22 protein-coding genes and 1 tRNA gene are annotated in these 23848 nt (G+C 73.3%); 14 read left to right on the forward strand and 9 right to left on the reverse strand.

Annotated features, from left to right (window positions below):
* The first annotated feature begins 18 nt into the window (after positions 1-18).
* Entirely contained in the window at positions 19-1296 is a 1278-nt protein-coding gene (locus tag IF129_RS05885; protein WP_191208404.1) for an extracellular solute-binding protein, read from the forward strand.
* Positions 1297-1408: 112 nt separating this feature from the next.
* Positions 1409-2725: a hypothetical protein gene (locus tag IF129_RS05890; protein ID WP_191208405.1), complete on the forward strand. Its 1317-nt coding sequence runs from the start codon at positions 1409-1411 to the stop codon at positions 2723-2725.
* Between the two features lies 1 nt (position 2726).
* Here the strand turns inward: IF129_RS05890 and IF129_RS05895 are convergent, their stop codons facing one another.
* The 4 genes from IF129_RS05895 to IF129_RS05910 all read right to left on the reverse strand — a co-directional run bounded on the left by IF129_RS05895 (position 2727) and on the right by IF129_RS05910 (position 5943).
* On the reverse strand, positions 2727-3449 hold the full coding sequence (locus tag IF129_RS05895) for a class I SAM-dependent methyltransferase (RefSeq protein WP_191208406.1): 723 nt from the start codon (positions 3447-3449) through the stop codon (positions 2727-2729).
* On the reverse strand, positions 3446-4120 hold the full coding sequence (locus IF129_RS05900) for a TIGR04282 family arsenosugar biosynthesis glycosyltransferase (RefSeq protein ID WP_191208407.1): 675 nt from the start codon (positions 4118-4120) through the stop codon (positions 3446-3448). The genes IF129_RS05895 and IF129_RS05900 overlap by 4 nt, the downstream gene beginning before the upstream one ends.
* On the reverse strand, positions 4117-4782 hold the full coding sequence (locus tag IF129_RS05905; protein ID WP_191208408.1) for a glycosyltransferase family 2 protein: 666 nt from the start codon (positions 4780-4782) through the stop codon (positions 4117-4119). Before IF129_RS05905 ends, IF129_RS05900 begins: the two co-directional genes overlap by 4 nt.
* Positions 4783-4908: 126 nt before the next feature.
* Positions 4909-5943: an NAD-dependent epimerase/dehydratase family protein gene (locus IF129_RS05910; RefSeq protein ID WP_191208409.1), complete on the reverse strand. Its 1035-nt coding sequence runs from the start codon at positions 5941-5943 to the stop codon at positions 4909-4911.
* 121 nt (positions 5944-6064) lie between these two features.
* On the opposite strand from IF129_RS05910, the gene IF129_RS05915 reads away from it, so the two are divergent.
* Both IF129_RS05915 and IF129_RS05920 read left to right on the forward strand, forming a co-directional pair.
* Positions 6065-7261, forward strand: coding sequence for a thiolase family protein (locus IF129_RS05915; RefSeq protein WP_191208410.1), 1197 nt, complete (start codon positions 6065-6067; stop codon positions 7259-7261).
* Between the two features lie 91 nt (positions 7262-7352).
* Positions 7353-8759 carry a lipase maturation factor family protein gene (locus IF129_RS05920; RefSeq protein ID WP_191208729.1) on the forward strand — a complete coding sequence of 469 codons (1407 nt, stop codon included), beginning with the start codon at positions 7353-7355 and terminating at the stop codon, positions 8757-8759.
* Here IF129_RS05920 and IF129_RS05925 read toward each other — a convergent pair whose 3' ends face one another.
* Positions 8760-10055, reverse strand: a complete 1296-nt coding sequence (locus IF129_RS05925) for an NAD(P)/FAD-dependent oxidoreductase (protein ID WP_191208411.1) — start codon at positions 10053-10055, stop codon at positions 8760-8762.
* A gap of 166 nt (positions 10056-10221) precedes the next feature.
* Here IF129_RS05925 and IF129_RS05930 point away from each other — a divergent pair.
* Positions 10222-10295, forward strand: a tRNA-Pro gene (locus IF129_RS05930).
* Here IF129_RS05930 and IF129_RS05935 read toward each other — a convergent pair.
* The gene (locus tag IF129_RS05935) at positions 10261-10701 is read right to left on the reverse strand and encodes an AbiV family abortive infection protein (RefSeq protein ID WP_224754527.1); all 441 of its coding nucleotides are present in this window, start codon (positions 10699-10701) and stop codon (positions 10261-10263) included. The two genes, IF129_RS05930 and IF129_RS05935, sit on opposite strands and share 35 nt — an antisense overlap.
* A gap of 163 nt (positions 10702-10864) precedes the next feature.
* Between IF129_RS05935 and IF129_RS05940 the strand changes: the two genes are divergently transcribed.
* Together IF129_RS05940 and IF129_RS05945 are read left to right on the forward strand one after the other, a co-directional pair.
* Complete coding sequence (locus tag IF129_RS05940) at positions 10865-12079, forward strand: helix-turn-helix domain-containing protein (RefSeq protein WP_191208412.1); 1215 nt, start codon at positions 10865-10867, stop codon at positions 12077-12079.
* A 147-nt stretch (positions 12080-12226) separates the two neighbouring features.
* On the forward strand, positions 12227-12628 hold the full coding sequence (locus tag IF129_RS05945) for an ATP-binding protein (protein ID WP_381480562.1): 402 nt from the start codon (positions 12227-12229) through the stop codon (positions 12626-12628).
* Between the two features lie 534 nt (positions 12629-13162).
* Here IF129_RS05945 and IF129_RS05950 read toward each other — a convergent pair.
* The 3 genes from IF129_RS05950 to IF129_RS05960 all read right to left on the reverse strand — a co-directional run bounded on the left by IF129_RS05950 (position 13163) and on the right by IF129_RS05960 (position 16918).
* A complete protein-coding gene (locus IF129_RS05950) occupies positions 13163-15199 on the reverse strand; it encodes a hypothetical protein (RefSeq protein ID WP_191208414.1) in 2037 nt (678 codons plus the stop codon).
* Between the two features lie 40 nt (positions 15200-15239).
* On the reverse strand, positions 15240-16481 hold the full coding sequence (locus IF129_RS05955; protein ID WP_191208415.1) for an ATP-grasp domain-containing protein: 1242 nt from the start codon (positions 16479-16481) through the stop codon (positions 15240-15242).
* Between the two features lie 161 nt (positions 16482-16642).
* Positions 16643-16918 carry a helix-turn-helix domain-containing protein gene (locus IF129_RS05960; protein WP_191208416.1) on the reverse strand — a complete coding sequence of 92 codons (276 nt, stop codon included), beginning with the start codon at positions 16916-16918 and terminating at the stop codon, positions 16643-16645.
* Between the two features lie 62 nt (positions 16919-16980).
* Between IF129_RS05960 and map the strand changes: the two genes are divergently transcribed.
* From map to IF129_RS05995, 7 genes are all read left to right on the forward strand, one after another.
* Positions 16981-17748 carry a type I methionyl aminopeptidase gene (map, locus tag IF129_RS05965; protein WP_191208417.1) on the forward strand — a complete coding sequence of 256 codons (768 nt, stop codon included), beginning with the start codon at positions 16981-16983 and terminating at the stop codon, positions 17746-17748.
* Between the two features lie 610 nt (positions 17749-18358).
* Positions 18359-19141 (forward strand): 2,3-dihydro-2,3-dihydroxybenzoate dehydrogenase, encoded by a 783-nt coding sequence (locus IF129_RS05970; RefSeq protein ID WP_191208418.1) that lies wholly within the window; start codon positions 18359-18361, stop codon positions 19139-19141.
* A 16-nt stretch (positions 19142-19157) separates the two neighbouring features.
* Positions 19158-20354, forward strand: coding sequence for an isochorismate synthase (locus IF129_RS05975; protein WP_191208419.1), 1197 nt, complete (start codon positions 19158-19160; stop codon positions 20352-20354).
* A complete protein-coding gene (locus IF129_RS05980) occupies positions 20351-21964 on the forward strand; it encodes a (2,3-dihydroxybenzoyl)adenylate synthase (protein ID WP_191208420.1) in 1614 nt (537 codons plus the stop codon). Before IF129_RS05975 ends, IF129_RS05980 begins: the two co-directional genes overlap by 4 nt.
* A gap of 5 nt (positions 21965-21969) precedes the next feature.
* Positions 21970-22638, forward strand: coding sequence for an isochorismatase family protein (locus tag IF129_RS05985; RefSeq protein WP_381480735.1), 669 nt, complete (start codon positions 21970-21972; stop codon positions 22636-22638).
* On the forward strand, positions 22635-22874 hold the full coding sequence (locus tag IF129_RS05990; RefSeq protein WP_191208422.1) for a phosphopantetheine-binding protein: 240 nt from the start codon (positions 22635-22637) through the stop codon (positions 22872-22874). Before IF129_RS05985 ends, IF129_RS05990 begins: the two co-directional genes overlap by 4 nt.
* Positions 22871-23719 (forward strand): siderophore-interacting protein, encoded by an 849-nt coding sequence (locus IF129_RS05995; RefSeq protein WP_191208423.1) that lies wholly within the window; start codon positions 22871-22873, stop codon positions 23717-23719. Before IF129_RS05990 ends, IF129_RS05995 begins: the two co-directional genes overlap by 4 nt.
* Positions 23720-23848 lie beyond the last annotated feature (129 nt).

The following is a 23848-nucleotide window of genomic DNA, read 5'->3' on the forward strand; positions in this document are numbered from 1 at the left end:
GGGAGCAAGGGGTGTGGTATGCCCGAAGGCACATGGGGACGTCTGGCCCGCGGCGCGGGCGCCGCGCTGCTGGTCTGCACGGTGGCCGCCTGCGGGGGTTCCTCGGGGACCGCGGACTCCGAGGAGCCGCTGCGCGTGTGGCTGATGCGCAACAGCCTCAACGACGACCTGACCGAGCGCATCGTGGCGGACTTCGAGAAGAACCACCCGGGCCGCGACGTCGAGGTCACGGTGCAGGAGTGGACCGACATCACCGAGAAGGTCTCCCGCGCGCTGGCCTCCGAGGACGCCCCCGACCTCATCGAGGTGGGCAACACCCAGGTGGCCGGGTACGTCGCGGACGGCGGCGTCTCCAACCTCACCCTGAAGGTGCCCGATCTGGGCGGCGACGACTGGATCGCCGGTCTGGAGGAGCCCGGGAAGATCAACGGCTACCAGTACGGCATCCCCTACTACGGCGCCAACCGCGTCGTCGTCTACCGCAAGGATCTCTTCGAAGCGGCCGGGATCACCGAGCCGCCGGCCGACCGCGAGGAGTGGCTGGAGATCACCGAGCGGCTGAACCAGCCCGAGATCGGCCAGCAGGGGCTCTACCTCCCCGGGCAGAACTGGTACGTGCTGGCCGGCTTCATCTGGGACGAGGGCGGCGATCTCGCCGTGGAGCTCAGTGGCCGGTGGGAGGGCGCTCTGGACACGCCGGAGGCCGTGCGGGGCATGGAGTTCTACGAGGAGCTGCACGCGCTCGGTGACGCGCCCGCCGACGGCGACGAGGCCGAGCCCGATCACAGCGAGGTGTTCGCCGAGAACGAGATCGCCCAGCTCATCGCCCCGCCGGGGCACAGCCGTCTCATCACCGAGCTGAACCCCGACCTGGAGGGCGAACTGGGCTACTTCCCGGTGCCCGGGCCCGAGGCCGGAACGCCCGGCGCCGTCTTCACCGGCGGTTCGGTGCTGATCCTTCCCGAAAACGCCCGCGACCCGGAAGGGGGGTACGCGTTCCTGGAGACCCTCACCAGCGACGCGTGGCAGCGGGAGATCGCCAGCACGATGAGCTACGTCCCCAGCAAGACGACGCTGATGGACGCCCTGGACGGCGACCCGGGGGCGAAGGCCATGGCCGAGGGCGCCGAGGCCGGGCGGGCGACGCCCAACTCCCCGTCCTGGGCGGACCTGGAGGCGGACAACCCGATCAAGAAGTACCAGACGGAGGTCCTGAACGGCGCGGACCCGCAGACGGCCGCCGAACGGGCCTCGGAGGCCATCACCGCGCTCCTGCGCTCAGGGGGCGGCGGCTGAGCGGCCGGAAGCCGTCAGGAGACCCGTCGTGGCCGGACGGCTCGGCTCGCCCGACCGGTGACGACGGGCGAGCCATCCGGGTCACCACGGCACTCCGTCCTACGGTGAGCACGTGGAACCGAGCCCCTCACCTCGCAAGGACCTGTACGCGGCCGGGGCGGCCGTGCTGCTGTTCGCCGTCGCGGCGTTGGTCGGCCACCACGTCCAGGACCGGACGGAGACGCTGCGGCTGCGCTGGCCGCCGCTGTACGCCTACGCGGAACCGCACGTGGGGCCGGGCACACCGGCCGCGCTGGCGGTCGCCGTCCTCGTCATCGCCTACGGGCCCCGGACAGCGGCGCGGCTGGGCGGTCCGGCGCTGGCCTGGGCGGCGTTCGCGGGTTCGCTCGCGTGGATCTGGTCGCTGGCGCTCGTCGACGGCCGGGAACGCGGTATCGCCGGGCGGTTGACCACCAAGTACGAGTACCTGCAGTCGGTCGACGGGGTCGAGGACGTCGGCGCCATGCTGCGCGGGTTCACCGGCCGCATCCTGTACGAGTCGCCCGACAACTGGCCGGCACACGTGGCCGGGCATCCGCCCGGCGCGCTCCTCACCTTCGTCGGGCTCGACCGGATCGGGTTGTCCGGCGGCGGCTGGGCCGGCGCCTTCTGCATCGTCGCCGCCGCCTCGGCGGCGGCCGCGGCCGTGGTGGCCGTGCGCGCCCTGGCCGGGCTGGAGACGGCACGGCGGGCGGCGCCGTTCCTCGTCCTGGCACCGGCGGCCGTGTGGATGGGCACCTCCGCCGACGGCTACTTCACCGGGGTCAGCGCGTGGGCCGTGGCGCTGCTGGCGCTCGCGGCGACCGGTGACGTCCGGCGGCCGTGGCTCGCGGGGCTGGGTTCCGGTGTGCTGTTCGGCTGGACCCTGTACCTCTCGTACGGGCTGACACTGATGGCCGTCATCGGGCTGGCCGTGCTGCTCGCCGCGCGCTCGGTGCGGCCGCTGCCGTGGGTACTGCTGGGCGCGGCACCGTGGGTGGGGGTGTTCACCCTGGCCGGGTTCTGGTGGCTGGAGGGGTACCTGACCCTGCGGGTGCGCTACTACGCCGGAGCGGCGGGCATCCGGCCCTACTGGTACTACGTGTGGGGGAACCTGGCGGCCCAGGTCGTCTCGGTCGGCCTCGCCGGCGCCGCCGGTCTGCGGCGGGCCGTGTCCCGGCTGCGCGCCCCCTCGCCGCTGGTCGTGCTCGTCCTCGGAGCGGCGCTCGCCATGCTCATCGCCGACCTGTCGGGTATGAGCAAGGCGGAGACGGAACGCATCTGGCTGCCGTTCGCCCTGTGGCTGCTGCCGGGAGCGGCCCTGCTGCCCGGGCGCCACCACCGGTGGTGGCTGGCGGCCCAGGCAGCGGTGGCGCTGTCCGTCAACCATCTGCTGCTGACGGGTTGGTGAGCTACCTCCTGAGCCGGACCACCGCACCGCGAGGGCCGGCGGCCGACGTTCCGTCGCGGACCGGACACAGGCTCAGGAACCGCCGGTCGCCGCACGTCCACTCCTCGAGGACGTGCCAGCCCGCCGCTCGGGCGCGGCGGCGCAGGGCGGCCGCCCCGAGGCGCGCCCATCGGAAGGGGGGCCCGAAGACGCCGTCGGCGTCCTGCAACCGGACCTCGACCTGCTCGTCGACCTCGCAGCCGGCCGCCTCGGCGAGCAGCACCCCGCTCGGGCCGAGCAGCGCGCCGACCCGGTCGAGCAGTGCGGCGACGTCTCCGCCGATCCCGATGTTCCCGTCCATCAGCAGCGCGCTGCCCCAGCGTCCCTCGTCCGGCAGCGCGTCGAAGACGGAGCGGCACACGGCCGCTCCGCCCAGAGCCCGCGCCCGGTGCACGGCGGCGGGCGCGGAGTCGACCCCGAGGGCGGTCCGGCCGAGTCGGGCGAGCGCGGCGACCAGGCGGCCCGGGCCGCAGCCGAGGTCGATGACGGTGTCGGTGCACCGCCGCAGCACGGAGAGGTCCGCCTCGTCCGCGCCGGCACACCACCGTTCCACCTCCAGCGGCAGGAGCCAGCCGTCCGCCCGGCGCAGGAACAGCGGCCCGCGGCCCGACTCCAGGGCCCGGGCGTAGGGATCGGCGTGCCAGGGGAGGTGTTGTTCCCCGGTCAGCGGGACCGTCGTCGTCATCGCACCTCCGCCCGGTGCACCGCGGCGTGCGTCGCGGAGAACCGGCGCCCGCCGAGGGCCGCCGACCGGGCCGCGACGGCGGCGGCGTCCTCGGCCACGTCCACGTCGCGCAGCACGGGGAGGTCCCCGACGCGCAGACCCGCCGCGACGAGCCGGGCGCGCTGCTCCGCGCCGGTGTTCGGGGTCGACATCGGCACGCCGCGGACGAGGTCCGGGTCAGGCCGTTCCAGCGCCAGGCACCAGAAGCCGCCGTCGGTGGCGCCACCGAACCAGGCGTCGTGCGACGCCCAGGCGTCCGCCGCGAGGACGGGCGCGAGGTGAAGGGGCGTCACCTGCGGGGTGTCCATCCCGAGCAGCAGGGCGGGGCCGTCGCAGTCGGCGAAGGCGGCCGCGATCCGCTCGTCGAGCGTGCCGGACGCCTGCGGCCGGACGGCGAACCCGTCGGGGAGCCAGGCGCCGGGCCGTCCGTCGAGGACCAGCACCCGGCGGGGCACCGGCAGGGCCGCGACGACGTCGAGCGTGTCGGCGAGCGCCGCCGCGGCGAGGTCGGCCGCCTCCTGGGGCGTGAAGGGCGGGGTGAGGCGGGTCTTGACCCGCCCGGGGACCGGTTCCTTGGCGATCACGAGCACGGTGGGGCCGGACGGATGGGACTGCGCGGGCACGGTCGTCATCGCAGCACCGCCCGCATGTCGCGCACCGCACGGGCGGTCCCCAGCCAGGTTCCGGTGACCTTGGAACGGCCCGTGCGGGGCTGGTAGGCCACCGACGTCTCCTGGATACGCCAGCCGGCCCGGACGGCGCGCATCACCATCTCCAGGGGGTAGCCGCTGCGCCGGTCGCTGATGCCCAGCCGCAGCAGTCCCTCCCGGCGGGCGGCCCGCAGGGGGCCGAGGTCGTGCAGTGCCACACCGGTCCGGCGCCGGACCATGCGGGCCAACGCGCGGTTGCCCATCCGCGCGTGCAGGGGCCAGGCGCCCCGCGCGGTGGGCTCCCGGCGGGCCAGCACCAGGTCCGCCTCGCCCGCGCGCACCGGCCCGGCGACGGCTTCGACCGCCGCCGGGTCGAGCGAGCCGTCGCAGTCGCAGAACGCGACGATGTCCGTCTCGGCCTCGCGCAGACCCGCGTCACAGGCGGCGCCGAAACCGCGTTGCGGCTCGCGCACCACGCGGGCCCCCAGCTCCCGGGCGATCTGCGCGGACCCGTCGGTGGAACCGTTGTCCACGACGATCGCCGTCCAGCCCTGCGGCACCCGTCCCAGGACCCACGGCAGGGCCGCCGCTTCGTCCAGACACGGCAGCACCAGACTTCCTCGCTGCGTTGGGGTGGTGTTCATCCGCCTCACCCTAAGAGGACAAAGGCACTGAATCGGACTGCATCACCGCGCGAAACGCGGATGTTTCCCTCCCGCCCGGGTCGGGTGGGATGTTCTGCCGGCGCCGAACGCGTACCCGGGCCGTCATCACCCCGCGGCGCCCAGCGGCGCGCGGGCGAAGCGCTCCATGCCCCTGCTGAAGGGCGTCCGGGGCCGCCAACCGAGCTCCTCCCGCAGGCGTCGCGAGGACGCCGTGATGTGCCGGACGTCGCCCAGCCGGTACTCACCGGTGACCTGGGGCGCGGGCCCGCCGAACGCGACGGCCAGGGCCCGGGCCATCTCGCCCACCGTGTGCGGCTCACCGCTGCCGGTGTTGTAGGCCCGCAGCTCGCCCTCGGGCCGCTCCCCCACCGCTTCCAGGGCCGTGACGTTGGCCGCCGCCACGTCGGTCACCTCGACGAAGTCCCGGCGCTGGCCGCCGTCCTCGAAGACCTGCGGGGCCCGACCCCGTTCCAGGGCCGAGCGGAAGAAGGACGCGACACCCGCGTACGGCGTGTCCCTCGGCATTCCCGCGCCGTAGACGTTGTGGTAGCGCAGGCTGACGGCCCGGCCGCCGGTCGCCCGCGCCCAGGCGGCCACGAGGTGCTCCTGCGCGAGTTTGGTGCTCGCGTACACGTTGCGCGGGTCGACCGGCGCGTCCTCCTCGACGAGCCCCGGCCGCAGCTCGGCCCCGCACTCCGGGCACGGCGGTTCGAACAGGCCCGAGGCCAGCGCCGCCGCCGACCGGGGGCCCGGCCGGACCAGGCCGTGGTCCGGGCAGACGTAGCGGCCCTCCCCGTACACCACCATGGAGCCCGCGAGCACCAGCCGACCCACGCCCGCCCGTGCCATCTGCTCCAGCAGCACGGCCGTACCGAGGTCGTTGACACCCACGTACGCGGCGGCGTCCGCGAAGCCCTTGCCGAGCCCCACCATCGCCGCCTGGTGACTGACGGCGTCCACGCCGGTGAGGGCCCGGGCGACGGCGTCGGCGTCCCGTACGTCGCCCCGGATCTCGCTCCCCTCCTCCCCGTCCTTCGGTGCGGCGACGTCGAAGACGACCGCCTCATGACCCTCGGCGCGCAGCGCCGCGACGATGTGGGAGCCGATGAACCCGGCTCCGCCGGTGACCAGGACACGCATGCGGACACGCTACGACCGCCGGGCACGCATCGGGCGTATCCCGCCGGAGTGTCACCTCGCACCGGCAACGCTGTGCGCCGGCACTGGCCAAGCCGTGCGGACCCCTGACACGATCGCCGGCATGACCAACGATCGCCTGCGTGATGTGTACATCGTCGACGCCGTGCGCACCCCGGTGGGCAAGTACGGGGGCGCGCTCGCCGGCGTGCGCCCCGACGACCTGGCCGCGCACGTCGTCCGCGCCCTGGTGGACCGCTCCCCCGCCCTGGACCCGGAGCGGATCGACGACGTCGTCCTCGGCAACGCCAACGGCGCGGGCGAGGAGAACCGCGACGTCGCCCGCATGGCCGTCCTGCTGGCCAGGCTGCCCGTGTCCGTCCCCGGCACCACGGTCAACCGGCTCTGCGGTTCCGGGCTGGAGGCCGTGGTGCAGGCGGCGCGCGCGGTCGCGACGGGCGACGCGTCGGTGATCCTGGCCGGCGGGGTGGAGTCGATGAGCCGTGCTCCCTGGGTGATGCCCAAACCCGAACGTGCCTTCCCCGCGGGGGCCCCGGAGATGTTCTCGACCACACTCGGCTGGCGCATGGTCAACCCGCGGATGCCGGCCGAGTGGACCGTCTCCCTGGGCGAGGGCGCCGAACTCGTCGCCGAACGGCACGGCATCACCCGGGCCCAGCAGGACGCCTTCGCCCTGGCCAGCCACGAGAAGGCCGCGCGGGCCTGGAAGGACGGCTCCTACGACGCCGAGGTCGTGCCGTACGAGGGGGTCGACCTCCGGCGGGACGAAACCGTCCGCGACGCCACCTCCGTCGAGGCGCTGGCCGGGCTCCGGCCCGTCTTCCGCGCGGAGGGCGGCACCGTGACGGCCGGCAACTCCTCGCCGCTCAACGACGGCGCGGCCGCCCTGCTGCTCACCGACGAGGCCGGTCTGCGCGCCGTCGGACGGGAACCGCTCGCCCGCGTGCGCGCCTCCGCCGTCACCGGCATCGAGCCGCAGCTGTTCGGGCTGGGCCCCGTCGAAGCCGTCCGCCGGGCGCTGCACAAGGCGGGGCGGGGCTTTGAGGACCTGCACACCGTGGAGCTCAACGAGGCGTTCGCGGCCCAGGCCCTCGGCTGCCTGGCCGAGTGGCCGGAGCTGGACCCGGCGAAGGTCAACCCGCGCGGCGGCGCCATCGCCGTCGGGCACCCGCTCGGCGCCTCCGGCGCGCGCATCGCCGGGGCGGTCGCCCACCAGCTCGCCGAAGCGGGCTCGGGCACCGGCCTGGCGGCCCTGTGCATCGGGGTGGGGCAGGGCCAGGCGCTGGTGCTGGAACGCTGACCGCAGAGCCCGCGGTCCGACGTCCCCGCGCGGGTGCGGAACACGTCCCGCGCGCCCGCGTCCGACCCGCCGGGTGGTACTCATGTCCGCTATGGAGTGGTTCGCGGCGCCCGAGTACTGGCTGGCACGGAGCGTCTTCCAGCGCGGGTTGGCGCTGGTGTACCTGGTCGCGTTCGTCTCGGCGGCGAGGCAGTTCCGCGCGCTGATCGGGGCGCACGGCATGACGCCCGTCCCCGCCCACCTCGCGCGCGTGCCCTTCCGTGCCGCCCCCGGCCTGTTCCAGTGGCACTACTCGGACCGGATGTTCGCCCGGGTGGCCTGGGGCGGCGCGGCGCTGTCCGCCGCCCTGGTCGCGGGGCTCGGCGACCTCGTGCCGTTGTGGGCGACCGTCCCGCTGTGGCTGCTGCCCTGGGCGCTCTACCTGTCGATCGTCAACGTGGGGCAGACGTGGTACGCGTTCGGGTGGGAGTCGCTGCTGCTGGAGGCCGGTTTCCTCGCGGCGTTCCTCGGCAACGACACCGTCGCGCCCCCGCTGCTCACCCTGCTGCTCCTGCGCTGGCTGCTCTTCCGGGTGGAGTTCGGCGCGGGGCTGATCAAGTGGCGCGGCGACCGCTGCTGGCGGGACCTGACCTGCCTGTACTACCACCACGAGACCCAGCCGATGCCCGGACCGCTGAGCTGGTACTTCCACCATCTGCCCAAGCCCCTGCACCGCGTGGAGGCGGCGGCCAACCACGGAGCCCAGTTGTTCCTTCCGGTCCTCGTGTTCGCGCCGCAGCCCGTCGCGGGCCTGGCCGCGGCGGGCATCATCGTCACGCAGCTGTGGCTCGTGGCGTCCGGGAACTTCGCCTGGCTGAACTGGCTGACGATCCTGCTCGCGGTCCCCGCCGTCGACACCGCGTTCCTCTCCTCCGCCCCCGCCCACGGCCAGACCCCGGTGTGGTTCGCGGTGGTCGTCGTCGCGGTCACCGCGTGCGTGGCGGTCCTCAGCTACCAGCCGGTACGCAACCTGCTCTCCCACCGCCAGGAGATGAACCGCTCGTTCAACGCCTACCACCTGGTGAACACCTACGGCGCCTTCGGCAGCGTGACGCGGACGCGGTACGAGGTCGTCATCGAGGGCACGGACGCCCAGCGCCTCACCGAAGGGGCGGTCTGGCGGGAGTACGGCTTCCGGGGCAAACCCGGCGACGTCGGGCGGCTGCCCCGCCAGTTCGCCCCCTACCACCTGCGGCTCGACTGGCTGATGTGGTTCGCCGCCCTCTCCCCCGGCTACGCCCGCCCCTGGTTCCCGCAACTGCTCACCCGGCTGCTGGCCAACGATCCGGACACCGTGCGGCTGCTGCGTCACAACCCCTTCCCCGACACGCCGCCCGCGCACGTCCGGGCCCGGCTCTTCCGCTACCGCTTCACCACGCCCCGGGAGCGGCGCGCCACGGGTGAGTGGTGGCACCGGGAGGTGGTCGGCCCCTACGGGCCGACCGTCTCCGGGCGGTGATCACCGCGGAAGTCGCGCCGTCTCCGGGGAGGCCGTGTCCAGCGGCACGGCGACCTTCGGCACCAGCCCGAGCTGCACCGACTGCCGGGGCAGCACCGCGTTGAGCACCCAGTCCGTGAGGACCCGCACGCGGTTCCCCGGCAGCGAGGCGAGGTGGTAACCGCGCGTGACCAGACCTGCGGCGGGCCCGGACAGGGGCACCTTGAGCGGGTTGGCCGCCGCCTGCATCCCACCGAGGTCCACGGCGAAGCCCAGGTCGTTGTGCTTGTACTCACGGCGCGCACCGACTCCGCAGGAGGCCGCGATGTTGTGCGCGGCGACCTTCCCCTGCCGCACCGCGTGCTGCGCCGTCATGGGCGTGGTCTCGCCCGGACGCGTCAGGTCGGGCACGGCCGCCGCGTCACCGCAGGCGAACACCTCCGGGTGCCCGGGGACCGTCAGGTACTCGTCAACGCACAGCCGCCCCTTCTCCGTGGGCAGCCCCAGCTCCTCCACCAGCGGATCGGGGCGCACCCCCACGCACCAGACCAGGGAACGGGTACCGACGAACGATCCGTCGTCCAGCAGGACCCCGTCGGCCGTGGCCTCCTTGACCGACGACCCGGTGCGCACCTCCACCCCGCGCTCCCGCAGCACCCGGTCCGCAGTGGCGGAGAGCCGCTCGTCCAGCGACGGCAGGACCCGGGGCGCCACGTCGAGCAGCATCCAGCGGGGCCGGGGCACGTCGTACTGGCGCGCCAGCACGTCGGTGTAGCGCACGCCCTGCGCGGCCACCTCGGTACCGGTGTACCCGGCCCCGACCACGACGAAGGTGCAGCGCGCCTCCCGCTCCTCCTCGTCCTCGGTCTCCGCCGCGAGCGCGATCTGCCGGTTGACGTGATCACGCAGAAACAACGCCTCCGGCATGCCCCGGAACCCGTGCGCGTGCTCGGCCACCCCGGGGATCGGCAGCAGCTTGTTCACACTGCCCGTGGTCAGCAGCAGCCGGTCGTAGTCCAGCGTTCCGGTGCGGCCGTCGGGGTCGGCGTAGGTGACCTGCCTCCCGGCCATGTCCACGCCGTGAACCTCACCCAGCACCACCCGCACCCCCGGCAGCGTTCCGGCCAGCGAGACCGTCACCCTCCGGGGCTCCAGCGTGCCGGCGGCCACCTCCGGGAGCAGGGGCAGGTAGAGGAAGTAGTCGTTCGGGTTGACCAACACCACCTCGGCGGCGCCCCGCGCCTTCCGCGACAGCTCCCGAGCCGCCTGATACCCGGCGAAACCGGCTCCGACGATGACGATCCGGGGACGCCTCACACCGCACTCCCACCACTCGTGATCAAGGTCAGTACCGGCTCCGGGTATCCCACCCCAGGACCACGAAACCTGCCCGTCAGAAGGGGTGCGCGAGCACCGCGACGAGTGCGGTACAGTTTTCCTGCACGAACGGCGCGGGGCCGAAAGCCCCGGGCCGCGAGAGCACCGGGACGTGGCGCAGCTTGGTAGCGCACTTGACTGGGGGTCAAGGGGTCGCAGGTTCAAATCCTGTCGTCCCGACGGTGCAACAGCAGGTCAGGGGCATCCTACGGGGTGCCCCTTCCTCGTGAGGTGTCCTCCCACGACTCACTGTCAGGCGGGTAGTCGCGCATCGCGCTGTAGCCGCGCCAGAAGACGGCGAGTTCGTCGCCGAATAGCGTCGCTTCCAGATACTTCTTCGTGTGGTCACGGCCATGTCTGCGAAGAGCATCCACTGTGCGCGGCGCGTAGCGCTGCCTTCGTTCCAGGCGCTCTCGAAGGCAGCGTAGATCCAGAGCGCCTTCCCCAGTTCTTCTTGAGCCAGAACAGTCAGTGACCGTGCGCGACCGTAAGACTCGGCGGCGAGGAGTACGTGCGCATCGGCGATCAGGGACGTGGCCTTGTCCACCAACGCCTTCCAGAAGGCACGGGCCTCGTCAGGGCTCATCTCGACCACGCGCCAAGTGTGCCCCGCGCGCCCGACAACGTGACCGCGCGGACTCGCCGGCTCGGATCTAGGGTCAGCCCGGGGGCCAGTTCCCGCGAGCAGCACGCACCCGGAGCGGTCAGCATCACCCCTGTACGCACCGCTTGCTGGGTACCGTGGCAGCGTGGCCAACGAACACCTCGGACGGACCCTACGGCGCTACCGCCGCTTGGCCGCTCTGACGCAGGAGGAACTCGCCGAGCGCTCCGGCGTCTCCGTCGATGTGATTCGCCAACTCGAACAGCAGCGGAAACACTCCGCCCGCCTCCCGACGCTGCACGCCCTCGCCAACGGGCTCGGCGTGGAGCTGACCACGCTGCTCGGCGACCCTCCGGCGGTCGCCGCCACAGGCGAGAGCGACGGCCCACGCTTCGTCGCCGTGCGGCGGGCCATCATGCCCGCGCTTGGGGGAGTTGAGCCGGAGCAGACCGGCCCCGACTTCTCGATCGAGAACCTGCGCGAACAGATCGCCGACGGGTGGTCGCAGTACCACGCGGCCGAGTTCGACGCCCTGATGAAGGCCCTCCCCGACCTGATCACCGAGGCCCGGTCCGCCACCGCATCCGGTGGCGAAGACGACCGGGCGGCCGGGTACGGGGCGCTGGCGAAGGTACTGCAACTCGGGGGGCACGTCTCGGTGCGCATGGGGAAGACGGACCTGGCCCTGATCAGCCTTGAGCGGGCCATAGAGGCTGCGGGGCGGTCCTCGGACCCCCTGCTGGTGCCGATGGTCGTCAACTCGACCGCGTGGACCTACCAGCGGCAGGGGCGGCTGGAAGACGCCCTGAGCATCGCCCTGCACGCCGCGCGGGACATGGCGGACGCGGGGCGCACCGAGACCGCCGACGGGCTGAAGGTGCGGGGCGCCCTCACGATGAGCGCCGCCACGTCGGCGGCCCGCAGCGGCGACTACGAGCGCGCGGCGGCCATGATGAAGACGGCGGAGACGGAAGCCGCCCGCGTCTCGAAGCTGCCGGAGAGCGGCGACAACCGGATGGTGAGCGTCTTCAGCCCGTCGTCGGTGCGCATCGAGCGGGTACGCCTGGCCGTGCAGTACGGGCACCCGCACGACGCGCTGGCGCTCGCCAAGGGGATGCGGCTGAGCAAGGACACCCCGCCGTCGTGGCGTACGTGGCTGCTGCTGGACGTGGCTCGGGCGCACACCGACGTGGGGGACGCTGCGGGGGCGGTGAAGACACTGGAGTCGCTGCGCCGGGTGGCGCCGACGTGGATGCAGCACCACACGTTGGCCGTGGCGATCGTGCGGGACCTGTGGTCGCTTCCGAACCACCCGCCGGGGCTGGCCGCGCTTGCGGACTTCCTCGGAGTGGCCGAATAGCGTCTGGAAAGTGGGACGTTGCATCCCTGGTTACGCTCCGCCACTGCTCGCTTACATGGACGGCAAGCGCCCCGGCGACCGCGCGAACGGCCCCGGGGCTCGGCCGATCTGAGAGAGCAGACCGACATGCCGCAACCTACAGTCCGCGTGCAAGTCCGACCCTTCGGGCACCCCGGTTACACCGAGTCCCTGCCCCGAGAGCCCGAGAGCGCCGCCGCCGCCCGCCAACTGGTGCGCATCTCCCTGTCCTGCTTGGGGCTGGACGCCCTCACCGAAGACGGCGTGCTGATCGTGTCCGAGCTGGTGGCCAACACCGTGCAGCACGCCCGCCGGGAGTCCATCCGGGTGACCGTGACCCGGCCCGGCCCCGCTGCCGTGCGCATCGCGGTGGTGGACTTCTCGAAGGTCTCGCCGCAGCGTCGGGGCGCCGCCGAGGACGCGGAGGACGGCCGGGGGCTGGCCATCGTGGAGCACTTGGCCGCCGCGTGGGGCACCGATCCGCTGCCGTGGGGCAAGCGGGTGTGGGCGGAGCTGCGGGGCGGCCAGTGAGTGCCAGGTGGACGCCGGTGGACGGTCCTTCGGTCACTGGGGGTCGACGGGTCGCAGGTTCGAATCCTGTCGTCCCGACGGTGCAACAGCAGGTCAGGGGCATCCTCGGGAGTGCCCCTTCCTCGTGTTTCTCCACCACCGAGTTGCGCTGCCCCTCTCCTCGGTCGTCACTCGGCCTGAGCCTCGCCCTTCGGATTGGCCTGCCCTGCCTCGATGGCTGGGCGGCCACAGCCCGATCCTGGGGATGAGAAGGTCCACGTGTGGTCCCGCGTGAGGGGCCGCAGCTCCTCGCTTCGTGCCCCGGTGAGGAGTGCTACCACGATGTAGGCGTGTAGCGGCGACTTCTTCGCAGCACGGAGCACGTCTTGGGTCTGCCGCGACGTCGGCAACTTCGAGAGCCGTCGCCGGCTGCCCGGTCGGGACGTCACACAGCTCCGTGCGGTGGTCACAGACCAGGCGCTGCCTTTCGATCCGTTTCCCGGAGCCGTCCGGGCATACCGAGAGGCCCACTGCCCGCGGGACGGGGGCGCCGGGTCAGGCCTCCGGGGCGGTGGGGCCTTCGTGGGCCTGGAGCGTCCCTCCGGGGAGACGGTCGTCGCCCCAGCTGCGCTCGATGTAGCCGATGATCCGGGCGACGTCCTCGGCGGGCACCCGCTCCGGTTCGCCGCGCTCGAGCGGGTCGGTGTGGAAGATGTAGAGGCGCGAGGCGAACTGGTCGAACGGCAGGGACGCCTCGCCGAACCGCTCGCCGTTGCCGGCGGTGGAGACGACGACGCCGTCGCCCCAGTCCTGGCCGCTGTCGTTGTTCGGGTTGAAGAAGTACACCCGCATGACGTCCTGCGGGTCGGGCGCGACCCGCAGGATCGAGATCGCGTGCCAGCCGACGTACCGGGCCGCGCTGTCGGTGACGGCGACGCCGGCCGGCTGGGGGTGGATCAGCGGCTGCTCGCCGTTGTAGAACGGGTGGTAGCTGGCGTGGAACTGCCGCAGGAACTCGTCGAGGTCCACCAGGTTGCCGGTCGCGACGTCGACGTTGATGTGGAACTCGCGGGCCGCCCACCAGCCGTGGAACTCGGGGTTGACCCACCGGTGCGGGTCCCCGGGGCGGGTGGCGCAGCGCCGCCCCATCTCGGCGTAGATGCGGTCCAGGTGGGGCACCACGAGGAGCGAGACGGGGTCCAGGTCCATCGGGAGCGTGCTCGCGACTCCGGCCCCGCTGTCCTTCGACGAGATCGGCAGGCCCTCGAAGTGCATGCGGACCTCGTCGTCGCGGGCCGCCCAGACGACCATCTGCAGCAGGTAGTCCGGGTCGTTGTACGACCACATCGACAGGGCCCGGGCCGACTGGCAGGTCGGGTTGTCGCCCTGGCCGACGCCGAGCGGCTGTCCCAGCATCGAGAGCACGCCCGCGACCAGCCGTGCCTGCGGCCCGGGCTCGGCGCCGAAGACCGTCGTCAGCCGCTCCCGCGCCACCGGGGAGAGCTCGAGGGCCAGCTGGCGCCACAGGGAGGGCACCACCGGCGGCTCGTACAGGATGCCCCGGTCGAGCAGCAGCGCGAGCCCGTAGACACTCTGCGCGGTCTGCGGGTGGATGGCCACCTCGATCAGCCGGTGCACCAGTTGGCTGTAGCGCAGCAGGCAGTTCCGCCCGGTATCGGACAGCCCGAGGGCCTCGGCCAGGAGGTAGTCGCTCTCGCGCAGGAGGTACCGGAGCAGTTCGGCGTGGTACGGCGACACCAGGCCGGTGTCGTGCATCGCCCGGGCGAACCCGGTGGCCTCGTACTGGAGGCCGCCGGTGTCCATCGCCTCCAGTCGGGAGCGGAAGACGTCGATACCGGGATCCTCCCGGCACGCCTCGGTGGTCCCGAACAGACTCGTGATGAGCCGGTCTATGCCCTGCCCGGAGGAGGCGCCCAGGGCGATCTCCGGGTCGTCGCGGTAGACCGCGATCCGGGTGATCAGCGACTGGGCCGCCTCGACCTGGATCGGACGCTGGCGCAGGATCCGCCAGATCTCGTCGACCAGGTCGTCCAGAACGCTGTCGTAGCCGATCTCCTCGGCGAGATGGCGGAACAGTTCCCGGACGAGCCGTGCCGTGCGGCCACGCTGGACGCGCTCCGCCTCACCGGGCGTGGTGAACAGCAGTTCCACGTTCTTGGCCAGCACCTGGGAGAGGAACTGCCGGGCGTCCTCGGCGGGGAAGGTGGGGTGGGTGAAGTCACCGCGGGCGATGGCGAGCATCCGCAGCTCGCTCGCGGCCTCCATGACGACGGTGTCGGCGTCGCCGCTGTGCAGCCCCGCGCCGACCAGCGAGGGGATGAGGATCTCCGGCGACGCCCAGTCCGTCCCCAGGAAGAGCCCGGCCTCCTCGAGAGCCCGGGCCCTGGCCTGGACCGCTGCCGCGCCGCCCGGCTGCAGGAGCACCCGGCGCAGTGCTTCCAGGAGCCGCCGCAGCTTGGTGTGCTTGCCGAACTCGCGGGTTTCGGCCATGGCCAGGATGGCGTCGTCGAGTGAGGTCACGCGCTTGTCCAGCGTCGTGGCCTCGCCGTGGACGTCGGCGGTCGGTTTCACAGGTCTTCCTCGGGTAGTTCGCCCACGTCCGCCGTGTCGGTCAGACGTAGAAGTCGAGCTCTTCCTGCTTCTTCAGCAGGTCCCGCATCCGGTACGGGTCCTCACCGAAGAAGTACACCAGGCCCCAGTGGGTGCCGAACGCGGTCCTCTTGGTGACCGTCTCCTCCAGCGGAGTCGAGAGGTCGTGTGACTCGTAGTAGTCGTCGTCCTCGGTCTCCTCCGGGATCTCCAGCTCGCTGACGACGCGGCGGCGCGGGTAGACGCCGAAGCAGCCGGCGACCCCGGAGGCGTCGACGACCTCGCGCGGGAAGAACGCGTCGATCTCCTCCTCGGTCGTCTTCGGGTCGAAGGCCAGCACCAGCGCATGGTAGGCGTTGAACCCGTAGGCCCGTTCCAGCAGCTCGAACACCTTGAAGCCGGGCGGCCGGTAGGCGACCTCGCCGAAGTACATCTCGCCGTCACTGGTGACGAAGTACTCCGGGTGCACGAAGCCGAACTCGATGTCGAACGTCTTGATGAGCTTCTCGATCTGGGCGGTGATCTGCGGGCGGTACCGCTCCAGTTCCGGTGTGGCCGGCACGAAGACCGAGTAGCCCAGCGTCACGTATTCGGAGATGTTGAGGAACTTGATCTTGCCGTTGTGCACCCACGCCTCGACCGCGAACTCCCAACCGTCGAGGTGGGACTCCATGAGGATCGGGAACTCCTCGTCCGGAATCGTGTCGACCTCGTCGGGGGTGCGGATGACGCGGTGCCCGAGGCATCCCGCCTTGTCGAAGGCCTTGAGGTGGATCGGGTCGTTCGGGTCGCCGTCGAGCTTGAGCAGGGTCTGGTTCACACGCTTGAGGAAGCGGGTGACGTCGTCCCGGTCGTGGGCCTCCTCGAAGATTCCGACCCGGATGCCGCCGAGCTGCGCGCGGCGCTTCATCAGCGCCTTGTCTCGGAGCAGCATGGCCTGACCGTACAGACGCGGGTTGTCCAGCAGGACGGAGTTGATCGCCCCCGCCCATTCGACCGTTTCCTCGAAGAGCGGGATCGCGACGTCGACCCCCTCGCTCTGCAGGGTTTCGGCGATCTCCATGGAGCGGTCGTTGAGGCGCTCGAAGTTCCACGGCACGTAGGGGATGTCGTGTTCGACGCAGTACTCCTCGGCCCACTCCGGCGCGACGACGACGTAGCGCCGGTCGAACCGGTCCAGGGCCTCCACCGCGTTGAGACTCCAGCCCAGCAGCGCTACGTAGCCCTTGTCGGGGTTCCTGATGGTCGGCTCCCGCTGTGGCATAGACCGTTTCTCCTTCGGCGTGTGCGCTCAATCGACGGCGTGAAATGCAGCGCCTACCCGGCAAGTTGCCACACAAACACCGCACTTCGGCCTGCTCAGGGCGCGTGCACGACGCGGGCCGGCCTCCGCGACGCGCCGGGCCGCCGGCGCGAGCGCGGGAGTCATGCCGACGCGGCCCGGTCGCCCTCTTCGACGTGGTCGGCGCAGGCGGCGGCCAGGTCGTCCAGGGACAGGTGCAGGGCGTGGGCGAGAGCCGCCACGGTGAAGAAGGCCGGGGTCGGCGCACGCCCGGTCTCGATCTTGCGGAGCGTCTCGGCCGAGACGCCGGCCGCCGCCGCCACCTCGACCATGCTGCGGTCGCCGCGGGCGGTGCGGAGCAGGGCGCCGAAGCGCTCTCCGCGCCGCCGCTCCTGCGGACTCAAAGGGACTCTGACCATACCCGTGATACTAATACCGGTATAAGTATTGGGGCACATCGCGGCGCAAGGAGACACGACCCATGGTGGAGATCAAGACCGACACGGCCCTGGAGGCCATGCGGGAAGCCGGGCGCGTCGTCGCGCACGCGCTCGCGGCGGCCCGGGCCGCCGCGTCCGTCGGGGTTCGTCTGCGCGATCTGGACGAGGCGGCCCGCGGCGTCCTGTCACAGGCTCGCGCGCACTCCCCCTTCCTGGGCTACCGACCCGCCTTCGCGCCCTCGCCCTTCCCCGCCGTGCTCTGCGCCTCCGTGAACGACGCGGTCGCCCACGGCATACCCGGCGACTACCGACTGCGCGACGGTGACCTGGTCAGCCTCGACTGCGGGGCCCGGCTCGACGGCTGGACCGGGGACGCGGCGATCAGCTTCACCGTCGGCACGCCGCGCCCGGCCGACCTCGCGCTGATCGCCACCACCCAGCAGGCCCTGGACGCCGGGATCGCCGCCGCCACCGTCGGCCGTCGGGTCGGCGACATCTCCCACGCCATCAGCACGGTGGCCGGTGGGGCCCGGTGCGGTATGCCGACCGACTTCGGCGGTCACGGCATCGGCCGCAGCATGCACGAGGAGCCCCACGTCCCCAACCACGGACGGGCCGGTCGGGGCTTCCGCCTGCGCCACGGCGTCACCCTCGCCATCGAGCCCATGCTCATGGCCGGAGGACGCGACAGCTACCGCACCGACCCCGACGGATGGACACTGCGCACCGTCGACGGCAGCAGGGCCGCGCACGTCGAGCACACCGTGGCCGTCACCGAGGACGGTCCGCGCGTGCTCACCCTGCCCTGACCTCGAACGCGGGACGCCCGGCGAGCCCGACCGGTCCGCCCCGGGCCGACGGTGGCCTCACCGTCAGGGGAGCGGGTCCGCCGAGGGCTGCCGGGCGTCGGCCCGGTCGGCGAGGCACCGCACCAGGGCCGCGGGGCCGCCGCGCCGGTGGGCGTCGCGGTGTCGGCGGCGGCGCCGCAGCGGGGCGCGACGCCGGGGAAGCGTGACCGCTCGACCATGGGCCGACCGGCGTGGCCACGGCCGCAGCCCCCGGTACGGGGAGGGCGGTCCGCGCATCCACGAGCAGGGACTTCCTCCTCCACGCCCATGACCCCGGCGCTCGGCGCCGGGGGCCGGTCACATCGGCCGGGTACCCCCGCGCCGCGCCTCGAACTCGGGGCCCATCGGGTGGCGGTCCGGACCGGTGTCCGCCTCGCCGCGCCGGGTGGACGCGCCCCCGCCCCCCTCCTCCCGCTCCGTGCGGCGTCCCGCAAACGCCCCACGGCCCCAGCCCCCATGGCCAGGTGAGGTCGTGTCAGCCCACCGGGGACCGGACGCTTCGGCTTGCTTGCCAGAGATCGACTCAGATGGTTAGGTTAGCCTTACCTTGCTTAGCGGGAGGAGAGAGCGCATGCTGGCCCGGGATTCGGGGGTCGCGGGCTCGGTGGCGCTGGTCACCGGCGCGGCCCGAGGGATCGGCGCCGCCGTGGTGGACGCGCTGGTGCGCGAAGGCGCACGGGTGGCCGCCGTCGACGTCGACGAGGCGGGGCTGACCGAGCTGGCGGCCCGTTCGAAGGGGGCGGTCGTCCCCTTCACCGCCGACGTGTCGGACACCGCGGCGGTCGCCGAGGTGGTCGACCGGACGGAGCGGGACGTCGGCCCGATCGGGACCGGCGTGTCCGTCGCGGGCGTCCTGCGCACCGCGCCCCTGGCGGAGACCACCGACGCGGACTGGGCGGAGACCTTCGCCGTCAACGCCACGGGCCCGTTCGTGGTGCTGCGGGAACTGACCCGCCGGATGGTGCCGCGCGGCCGCGGCTCGCTGGTGACCGTGGCGTCCAACGCCGCGGGCGTCCCCCGGGTGGGCATGGGCGCGTACGCGGCGTCCAAGGCCGCCGCCGTCATGCTCACGCGCTGCCTGGGGCTGGAGGTGGCCCGCCACGGCATCCGGTGCAACGTCGTCTCCCCCGGCTCGACGGACACCCCGATGCAGCGTCAGTTGTGGACCGGTGACGACGACCGGGCCCGCGTCGTCGCGGGCAGCCCGGAGCAGTACCGCGTGGGCATCCCCCTGGGCCGGATCGCCGACCCCGCCGACATCGCCGACGCGGTGCTGTTCCTCGTCTCCGACCACGCCCGGCACATCACCATGCAGAACCTGTTCGTTGACGGCGGCGCGACCCTGCGCGCCTGAGAAAGGAATCGCCGACGTGTCCATATCCGCGCTGGTGCGGCCCAGACCCGTGCACCAGGCGGCCGACCTGCTGGCTGCCTACCTGCCCGGCTCGTTCTTCTTCTCCTCGGCACGAGGGGTGCTGCTCGCCGACGGCGTGCACGCCCACGTCCGGCCCGGTGACGGGTCGAAGGCCCTGGCCGCGGCCGAGGCGCTGGCCGCGGCCAGGGCGGCGGGGCTGCCGGACCCGGTGGTCGCCGGAGCGGTCGGGTTCCGGCCGGACGCGCCGTCCTCGCTGGTGGTGCCCTCCGTGGTGCGGCGCGCGGACGCCGCGTCGGAGGTCTCCGCCCCCGGCGCGGGGTCCGGAGCGGTGTGGACGGCCGTCCCGCGCCCCGAACCCGCGCGGTACGCCGACGCCGTGCGCCGCGCGCTGCGCCTGATCGGCGACGGTGACCTGCGCAAGGTCGTCCTGGCACGGTGCCTGGAGCTGACCTCCGACGCGCCGGTGTGGGTCCCCGCGCTGCTGGCCCGGCTGGTGCGGGCGGATCCGGCCGCCTACGCCTTCGCCGTCGACGTCACGGCTCCCGGCGACCCCGCCCCGCGCGCCCTGGTCGGGGCCAGCCCGGAGCTGCTGGTCTCCCGTCGGGGGACGACCGTGGTGGCCAACCCGCTCGCGGGGTCCGCGCCGCGCTCCGGCGACGAGGCGGTCGACCGGGAGCGGATCGCGCGGTTGCGCGCGTCGGCCAAGGACCTCGGCGAACACGCCCACACGGCCGCTCAGGTGGCCGAGGTGCTGGGCCGGTTCTGTGTCGACCTGGAGGTGCCGGACCGGCCCGAGGTGATCGGCACGCCCACCATGTGGCACCTGTCCACCCGCATCACCGGGCGGTTGGCCGACCCCGGCGACCCCGCCTGCTCGGCGCTCGGGCTGGCCGAGGCGCTGCACCCGACCCCGGCCGTGTGCGGGGTGCCACAGGCCGGGGCGCTGGCGGCCATCGCGGCGCTGGAGCCGGAGGACCGCGGCTACTACGCCGGAATGGTCGGCTGGACCGGCCTCCACGGCGACGGCGAGTGGGCGGTGACCATCCGCAGCGCCGAGGTGTGCGCCCGGACGGTCCGGCTGTTCGCCGGCGCCGGCATCGTCGAGGGCTCCGACCCGGCGGCGGAACTGGCGGAGACCGCGGCGAAGTTCGGGACGCTGCTGCGTGCCCTTGAGGTGGAGGAGGCCGCGTGAGCGGGAACCACGATCACATACCGTGGCCGCCGGACGTCGCCGCGCGCTACCGGGCGGCGGGCCACTGGCGCGGGCAGAGCTTCGGGGCGGCGCTGACGTCGCTGGCCCACCGGTACGCCGAGCGCACCGCCGTCGTCGGCGGAGGGCGGCGCTGGAGCTTCACCGAACTCGACGCACGCGCCCACCGGATCGCGGCGGGCCTGGTGGAGGCCGGCCTCGCGCCCGGTGAGCGCGTCGTCCTCCAACTGCCCAACATCCCCGAGTTCCTGCCGGTCGTGTTCGGCCTGTGGCGGGCGGGCGTGCTGCCGGTGTTCGCCCTGCCCGCGCACCGGCACAGCGAGCTGCGGCACTTCGCCGCGCACAGCGGGGCGGCCGCCGTCCTCACCGTCGGCGTACACGAGCGGCACGACCACGCCGCCACCGCCCGTGCCGTCGCGGCCGAGGTGGACTCCGTACGGCAGGTGCTGGTGGTCGGCTCCGCCGAGTTCACCGACCTGGCGGCCACGGCTCCGCGCGAGCTGCCCGACCCCGACCCGGAGGGAGTGGCGTTCCTGCAGCTCTCCGGGGGGAGCACCGGGCTGCCGAAGCTGATCCCGCGTACCCATGACGACTACCTCTACAGCGTGCGCGAGAGCGCCCGGATCTGCGCACTGCGTCCGGACAGCGTCTACCTGGCGGCCCTCCCGGTGGCGCACAACTACCCGTTGAGCTCGCCGGGGGTGCTCGGTGCCCTGCACGCCGGGGCGACGACGGTCATGGCCCCCCGGCCGGACGCGGACACCGCCTTCCGGCTCATCGAGGAGGAACGCGTCACGATCACCGGGGTGGTCCCGCCGCTGGCCGCCGCGTGGGTGCAGGCGGCCGCCCGCACCGAGCGCGACCTATCCTCCCTGGAGGTGCTGCTGGTCGGCGGCGCCAAGTGCGGCCGCGAGCTGGCGGAACGGATCGGTCCGGCGCTCGGCTGCCGGCTTCAGCAGGTGTTCGGGATGGCGGAGGGCCTGGTGTGCTACACCCGGCCGGACGACGGCGAGGAGACCGTGCTCGGCACGCAGGGGCGCCCGCTCTCCCCCGACGACGAGATCCGCGTCGTCGACCCGGACACCGGCGCGGAGGTGGCGCCCGGGCGGACGGGAGCGCTGCTCACGCGCGGCCCGTACACGATCCGCGGCTACTTCCGGGCCGAGGAGCACAACGCCGCCGCCTTCACCCCGGACGGCTTCTACCGCACGGGCGACCTGGTGCGCCGAACGCCCTCCGGCCACCTGGAGGTCGTCGGGCGGGCCAAGGAGCAGATCAACCGGGGCGGCGAGAAGGTCGCCGCCGAGGAGGTCGAGAACCACCTGATGGCCCACCCGGGCGTGCTCGACGCGGCCGTCGTGGCCGTCCCCGACCCCTACCTGGGGGAGCGGACCTGCGCCTACGTCGTCCCCACCGCCGAGGCGTCCCTCACCGGCCCGGAGCTGCGCACGTTCGTCCGGACGCGGGGGGTGGCCGCCTTCAAGGTGCCGGACCTCGTGCGCGTCGTGGAGCGGTTCCCGGTGACCGGCGTCGGCAAGACCAGCAAGCGCGAGCTGAGAGTGGCCCTGGCCGCGCTCGCGCGGGAGGAGTGATGAGTGTGTCCCTGCCCGAGATCCGGCAGTACCCGCTGCCCACGGAGGGCGAACTGCCCACCGGGCGCGTCCGGTGGCGGCCCGATCCGTCGCGCGCCGCCCTGCTGGTCCACGACATGCAGCGCTACTTCCTGAGGCCGTACGCCGGCGCACCGGTGCCGGAGGTGACCGGGAACATCGGACGCCTCGCGGAGCACGCGCGACGGGCGGGGGTGCCGGTGTTCTACACCGCGCAGCCGGGCCGGCAGGACCCGAAGGAGCGGGGGCTGCTGACCGAGTTCTGGGGCGAGGGGATCGGCACGGTGATCGACTCCGACCCGCAGGCCGCCGAGATCGTGCCCGCCCTCGCCCCGGCCGCGTCCGACACCGTGCTGGTGAAGTGGCGTTACAGCGCCTTCCAGCGCAGCCCGCTCGCCGAGCGGCTCGCCGCGCTGGGCCGTGACCAGCTGCTGATCACCGGCGTGTACGCGCACATCGGCTGCCAGGCCACCGCCGTCGAGGCGTTCATGCGCGACGTGCAGCCGTTCCTGGTGGCCGACGCGGTGGCCGACTTCTCCCGTGCCCACCACGACCAGACCTGCGTCTACGTCGCGCAGCGCTGCGGCGTCGTGACCACCACCGCCGACACGCTGAGCGCGCTGGGCGCCCCGACCCCCGCAGGAGCAACCCGATGAACACGTCCCTGTCGCCCGAGCGGGTCCGCGCCGACGTCGCGGAGCTGCTGGGTTGTGCCCCGGCCGACCTGTCCCCCGAGGAGAACCTGTTCGACCGCGGCCTGGACTCGGTGCGGATGATGACGCTCGTCGAGCGCTGGCGCGCGGCGGGAGCGACGACGCTGGAGTTCCCCGACCTGGCCGAGCGGCCCGTCCTGGCGCACTGGACCGGGCTCGTGACGGGAGGGACCGCGTGACGCGGGTCGACCACCGCCACCGGCACCTGGAGCGCATCGCCGAGGTGCGGGAGGGCCGCACACCCGAGAAGGTCGGCTACCCGATCCGCGTCCGGGAGACGGAGGTCGTCCGCACCGGCGCCGTCGGGGCGGGCCTCGTGCGGGTGACGTTGGGCGGCCCCGGCGTCGCGGGGTTCGAGGCCCACGCGCCCGACGAGCACGTGAAGCTGGTCTTCCCGGAGGCCGACGGCTCGCTGCGGCTGCCCGAACCGCACGGGGCGGTACTGCGCTGGCCGCGCCCGTCGCCCACCACGCGGGAGTACACGGTGCGCCGCTTCGACCCGGTGGCGGGCGAACTCGACATCGACGTCGCGCGGCACGACGGCGGGCTCGTGTGGGACTGGGCGTGTGCCGTCCGGCCGGGGGCCGTGGTGCACGTCGCCGGGCCGCCCGGCGGGCTGATCGTGCCGCACGCCTACGACCGCTACCTCCTGGCGGGCGACCTCACGGCGCTGCCCGCCATCGCCCGCCGACTGGAGGAGCTGCCGAAGGACGCGCGGGGCTGGGCCTTCGTCGAGGTCGCCGACGCGTCGGAGGAGGTCCCCCTGTCGGCGCCGGTGGGCTTCGAGGTGCGCTGGCTGCACCGGGGGGAGCGCCCGGCGGGCACCGGCGACGCGTTGGCGCGTGCCGTGACCTCGGTGCCCGTCCCCGAGGGCGAGCGGCTGTTCGTGTGGGCCGCGGGCGAGGCGGGTCAGCTCAAACCGCTGCGCCGCTGGGTCCGCGACACGCTGCGGCCGGCCGAGGACGACCACGACATCACCGGCTACTGGAAGCGCGGCGTCGCCGACTTCGACGACGACCACTGACGCCCCTTCGACGTCCCCCTCTCCCCCGGGCGCGGCCGACCCGCCGCGTCCCCCCGACCCCACGCCCCACGCACCCCCCACGCACAGAGCGCCTGTCCCCAGGCGTGCGTCAACCGAACCTGCTTGATC

Source organism: Streptomyces chumphonensis (assembly GCF_014779715.1).
Lineage (GTDB): Bacteria > Actinomycetota > Actinomycetes > Streptomycetales > Streptomycetaceae > Streptomyces > Streptomyces chumphonensis.

What these genes read in the sequence shown, in the direction of transcription:
- IF129_RS05885 (WP_191208404.1), top strand. Translation starts at nt 19, where the DNA reads ATGCCCGAAGGCACATGGGGACGTCTGGCCCGCGGCGCGGGCGCCGCG.
- IF129_RS05895 (WP_191208406.1), bottom strand. Translation starts at nt 3,449, where the DNA reads ATGACGACGACGGTCCCGCTGACCGGGGAACAACACCTCCCCTGGCAC.
- IF129_RS05900 (WP_191208407.1), bottom strand. Translation starts at nt 4,120, where the DNA reads ATGACGACCGTGCCCGCGCAGTCCCATCCGTCCGGCCCCACCGTGCTC.
- IF129_RS05905 (WP_191208408.1), bottom strand. Translation starts at nt 4,782, where the DNA reads ATGAACACCACCCCAACGCAGCGAGGAAGTCTGGTGCTGCCGTGTCTG.
- IF129_RS05910 (WP_191208409.1), bottom strand. Translation starts at nt 5,943, where the DNA reads ATGCGTGTCCTGGTCACCGGCGGAGCCGGGTTCATCGGCTCCCACATC.
- IF129_RS05915 (WP_191208410.1), top strand. Translation starts at nt 6,065, where the DNA reads ATGACCAACGATCGCCTGCGTGATGTGTACATCGTCGACGCCGTGCGC.
- IF129_RS05920 (WP_191208729.1), top strand. Translation starts at nt 7,353, where the DNA reads ATGGAGTGGTTCGCGGCGCCCGAGTACTGGCTGGCACGGAGCGTCTTC.
- IF129_RS05935 (WP_224754527.1), bottom strand. Translation starts at nt 10,701, where the DNA reads ATGAGCCCTGACGAGGCCCGTGCCTTCTGGAAGGCGTTGGTGGACAAG.
- IF129_RS05955 (WP_191208415.1), bottom strand. Translation starts at nt 16,481, where the DNA reads ATGCCACAGCGGGAGCCGACCATCAGGAACCCCGACAAGGGCTACGTA.
- IF129_RS05960 (WP_191208416.1), bottom strand. Translation starts at nt 16,918, where the DNA reads ATGGTCAGAGTCCCTTTGAGTCCGCAGGAGCGGCGGCGCGGAGAGCGC.
- map (WP_191208417.1), top strand. Translation starts at nt 16,981, where the DNA reads ATGGTGGAGATCAAGACCGACACGGCCCTGGAGGCCATGCGGGAAGCC.
- IF129_RS05970 (WP_191208418.1), top strand. Translation starts at nt 18,359, where the DNA reads ATGCTGGCCCGGGATTCGGGGGTCGCGGGCTCGGTGGCGCTGGTCACC.
- IF129_RS05990 (WP_191208422.1), top strand. Translation starts at nt 22,635, where the DNA reads ATGAACACGTCCCTGTCGCCCGAGCGGGTCCGCGCCGACGTCGCGGAG.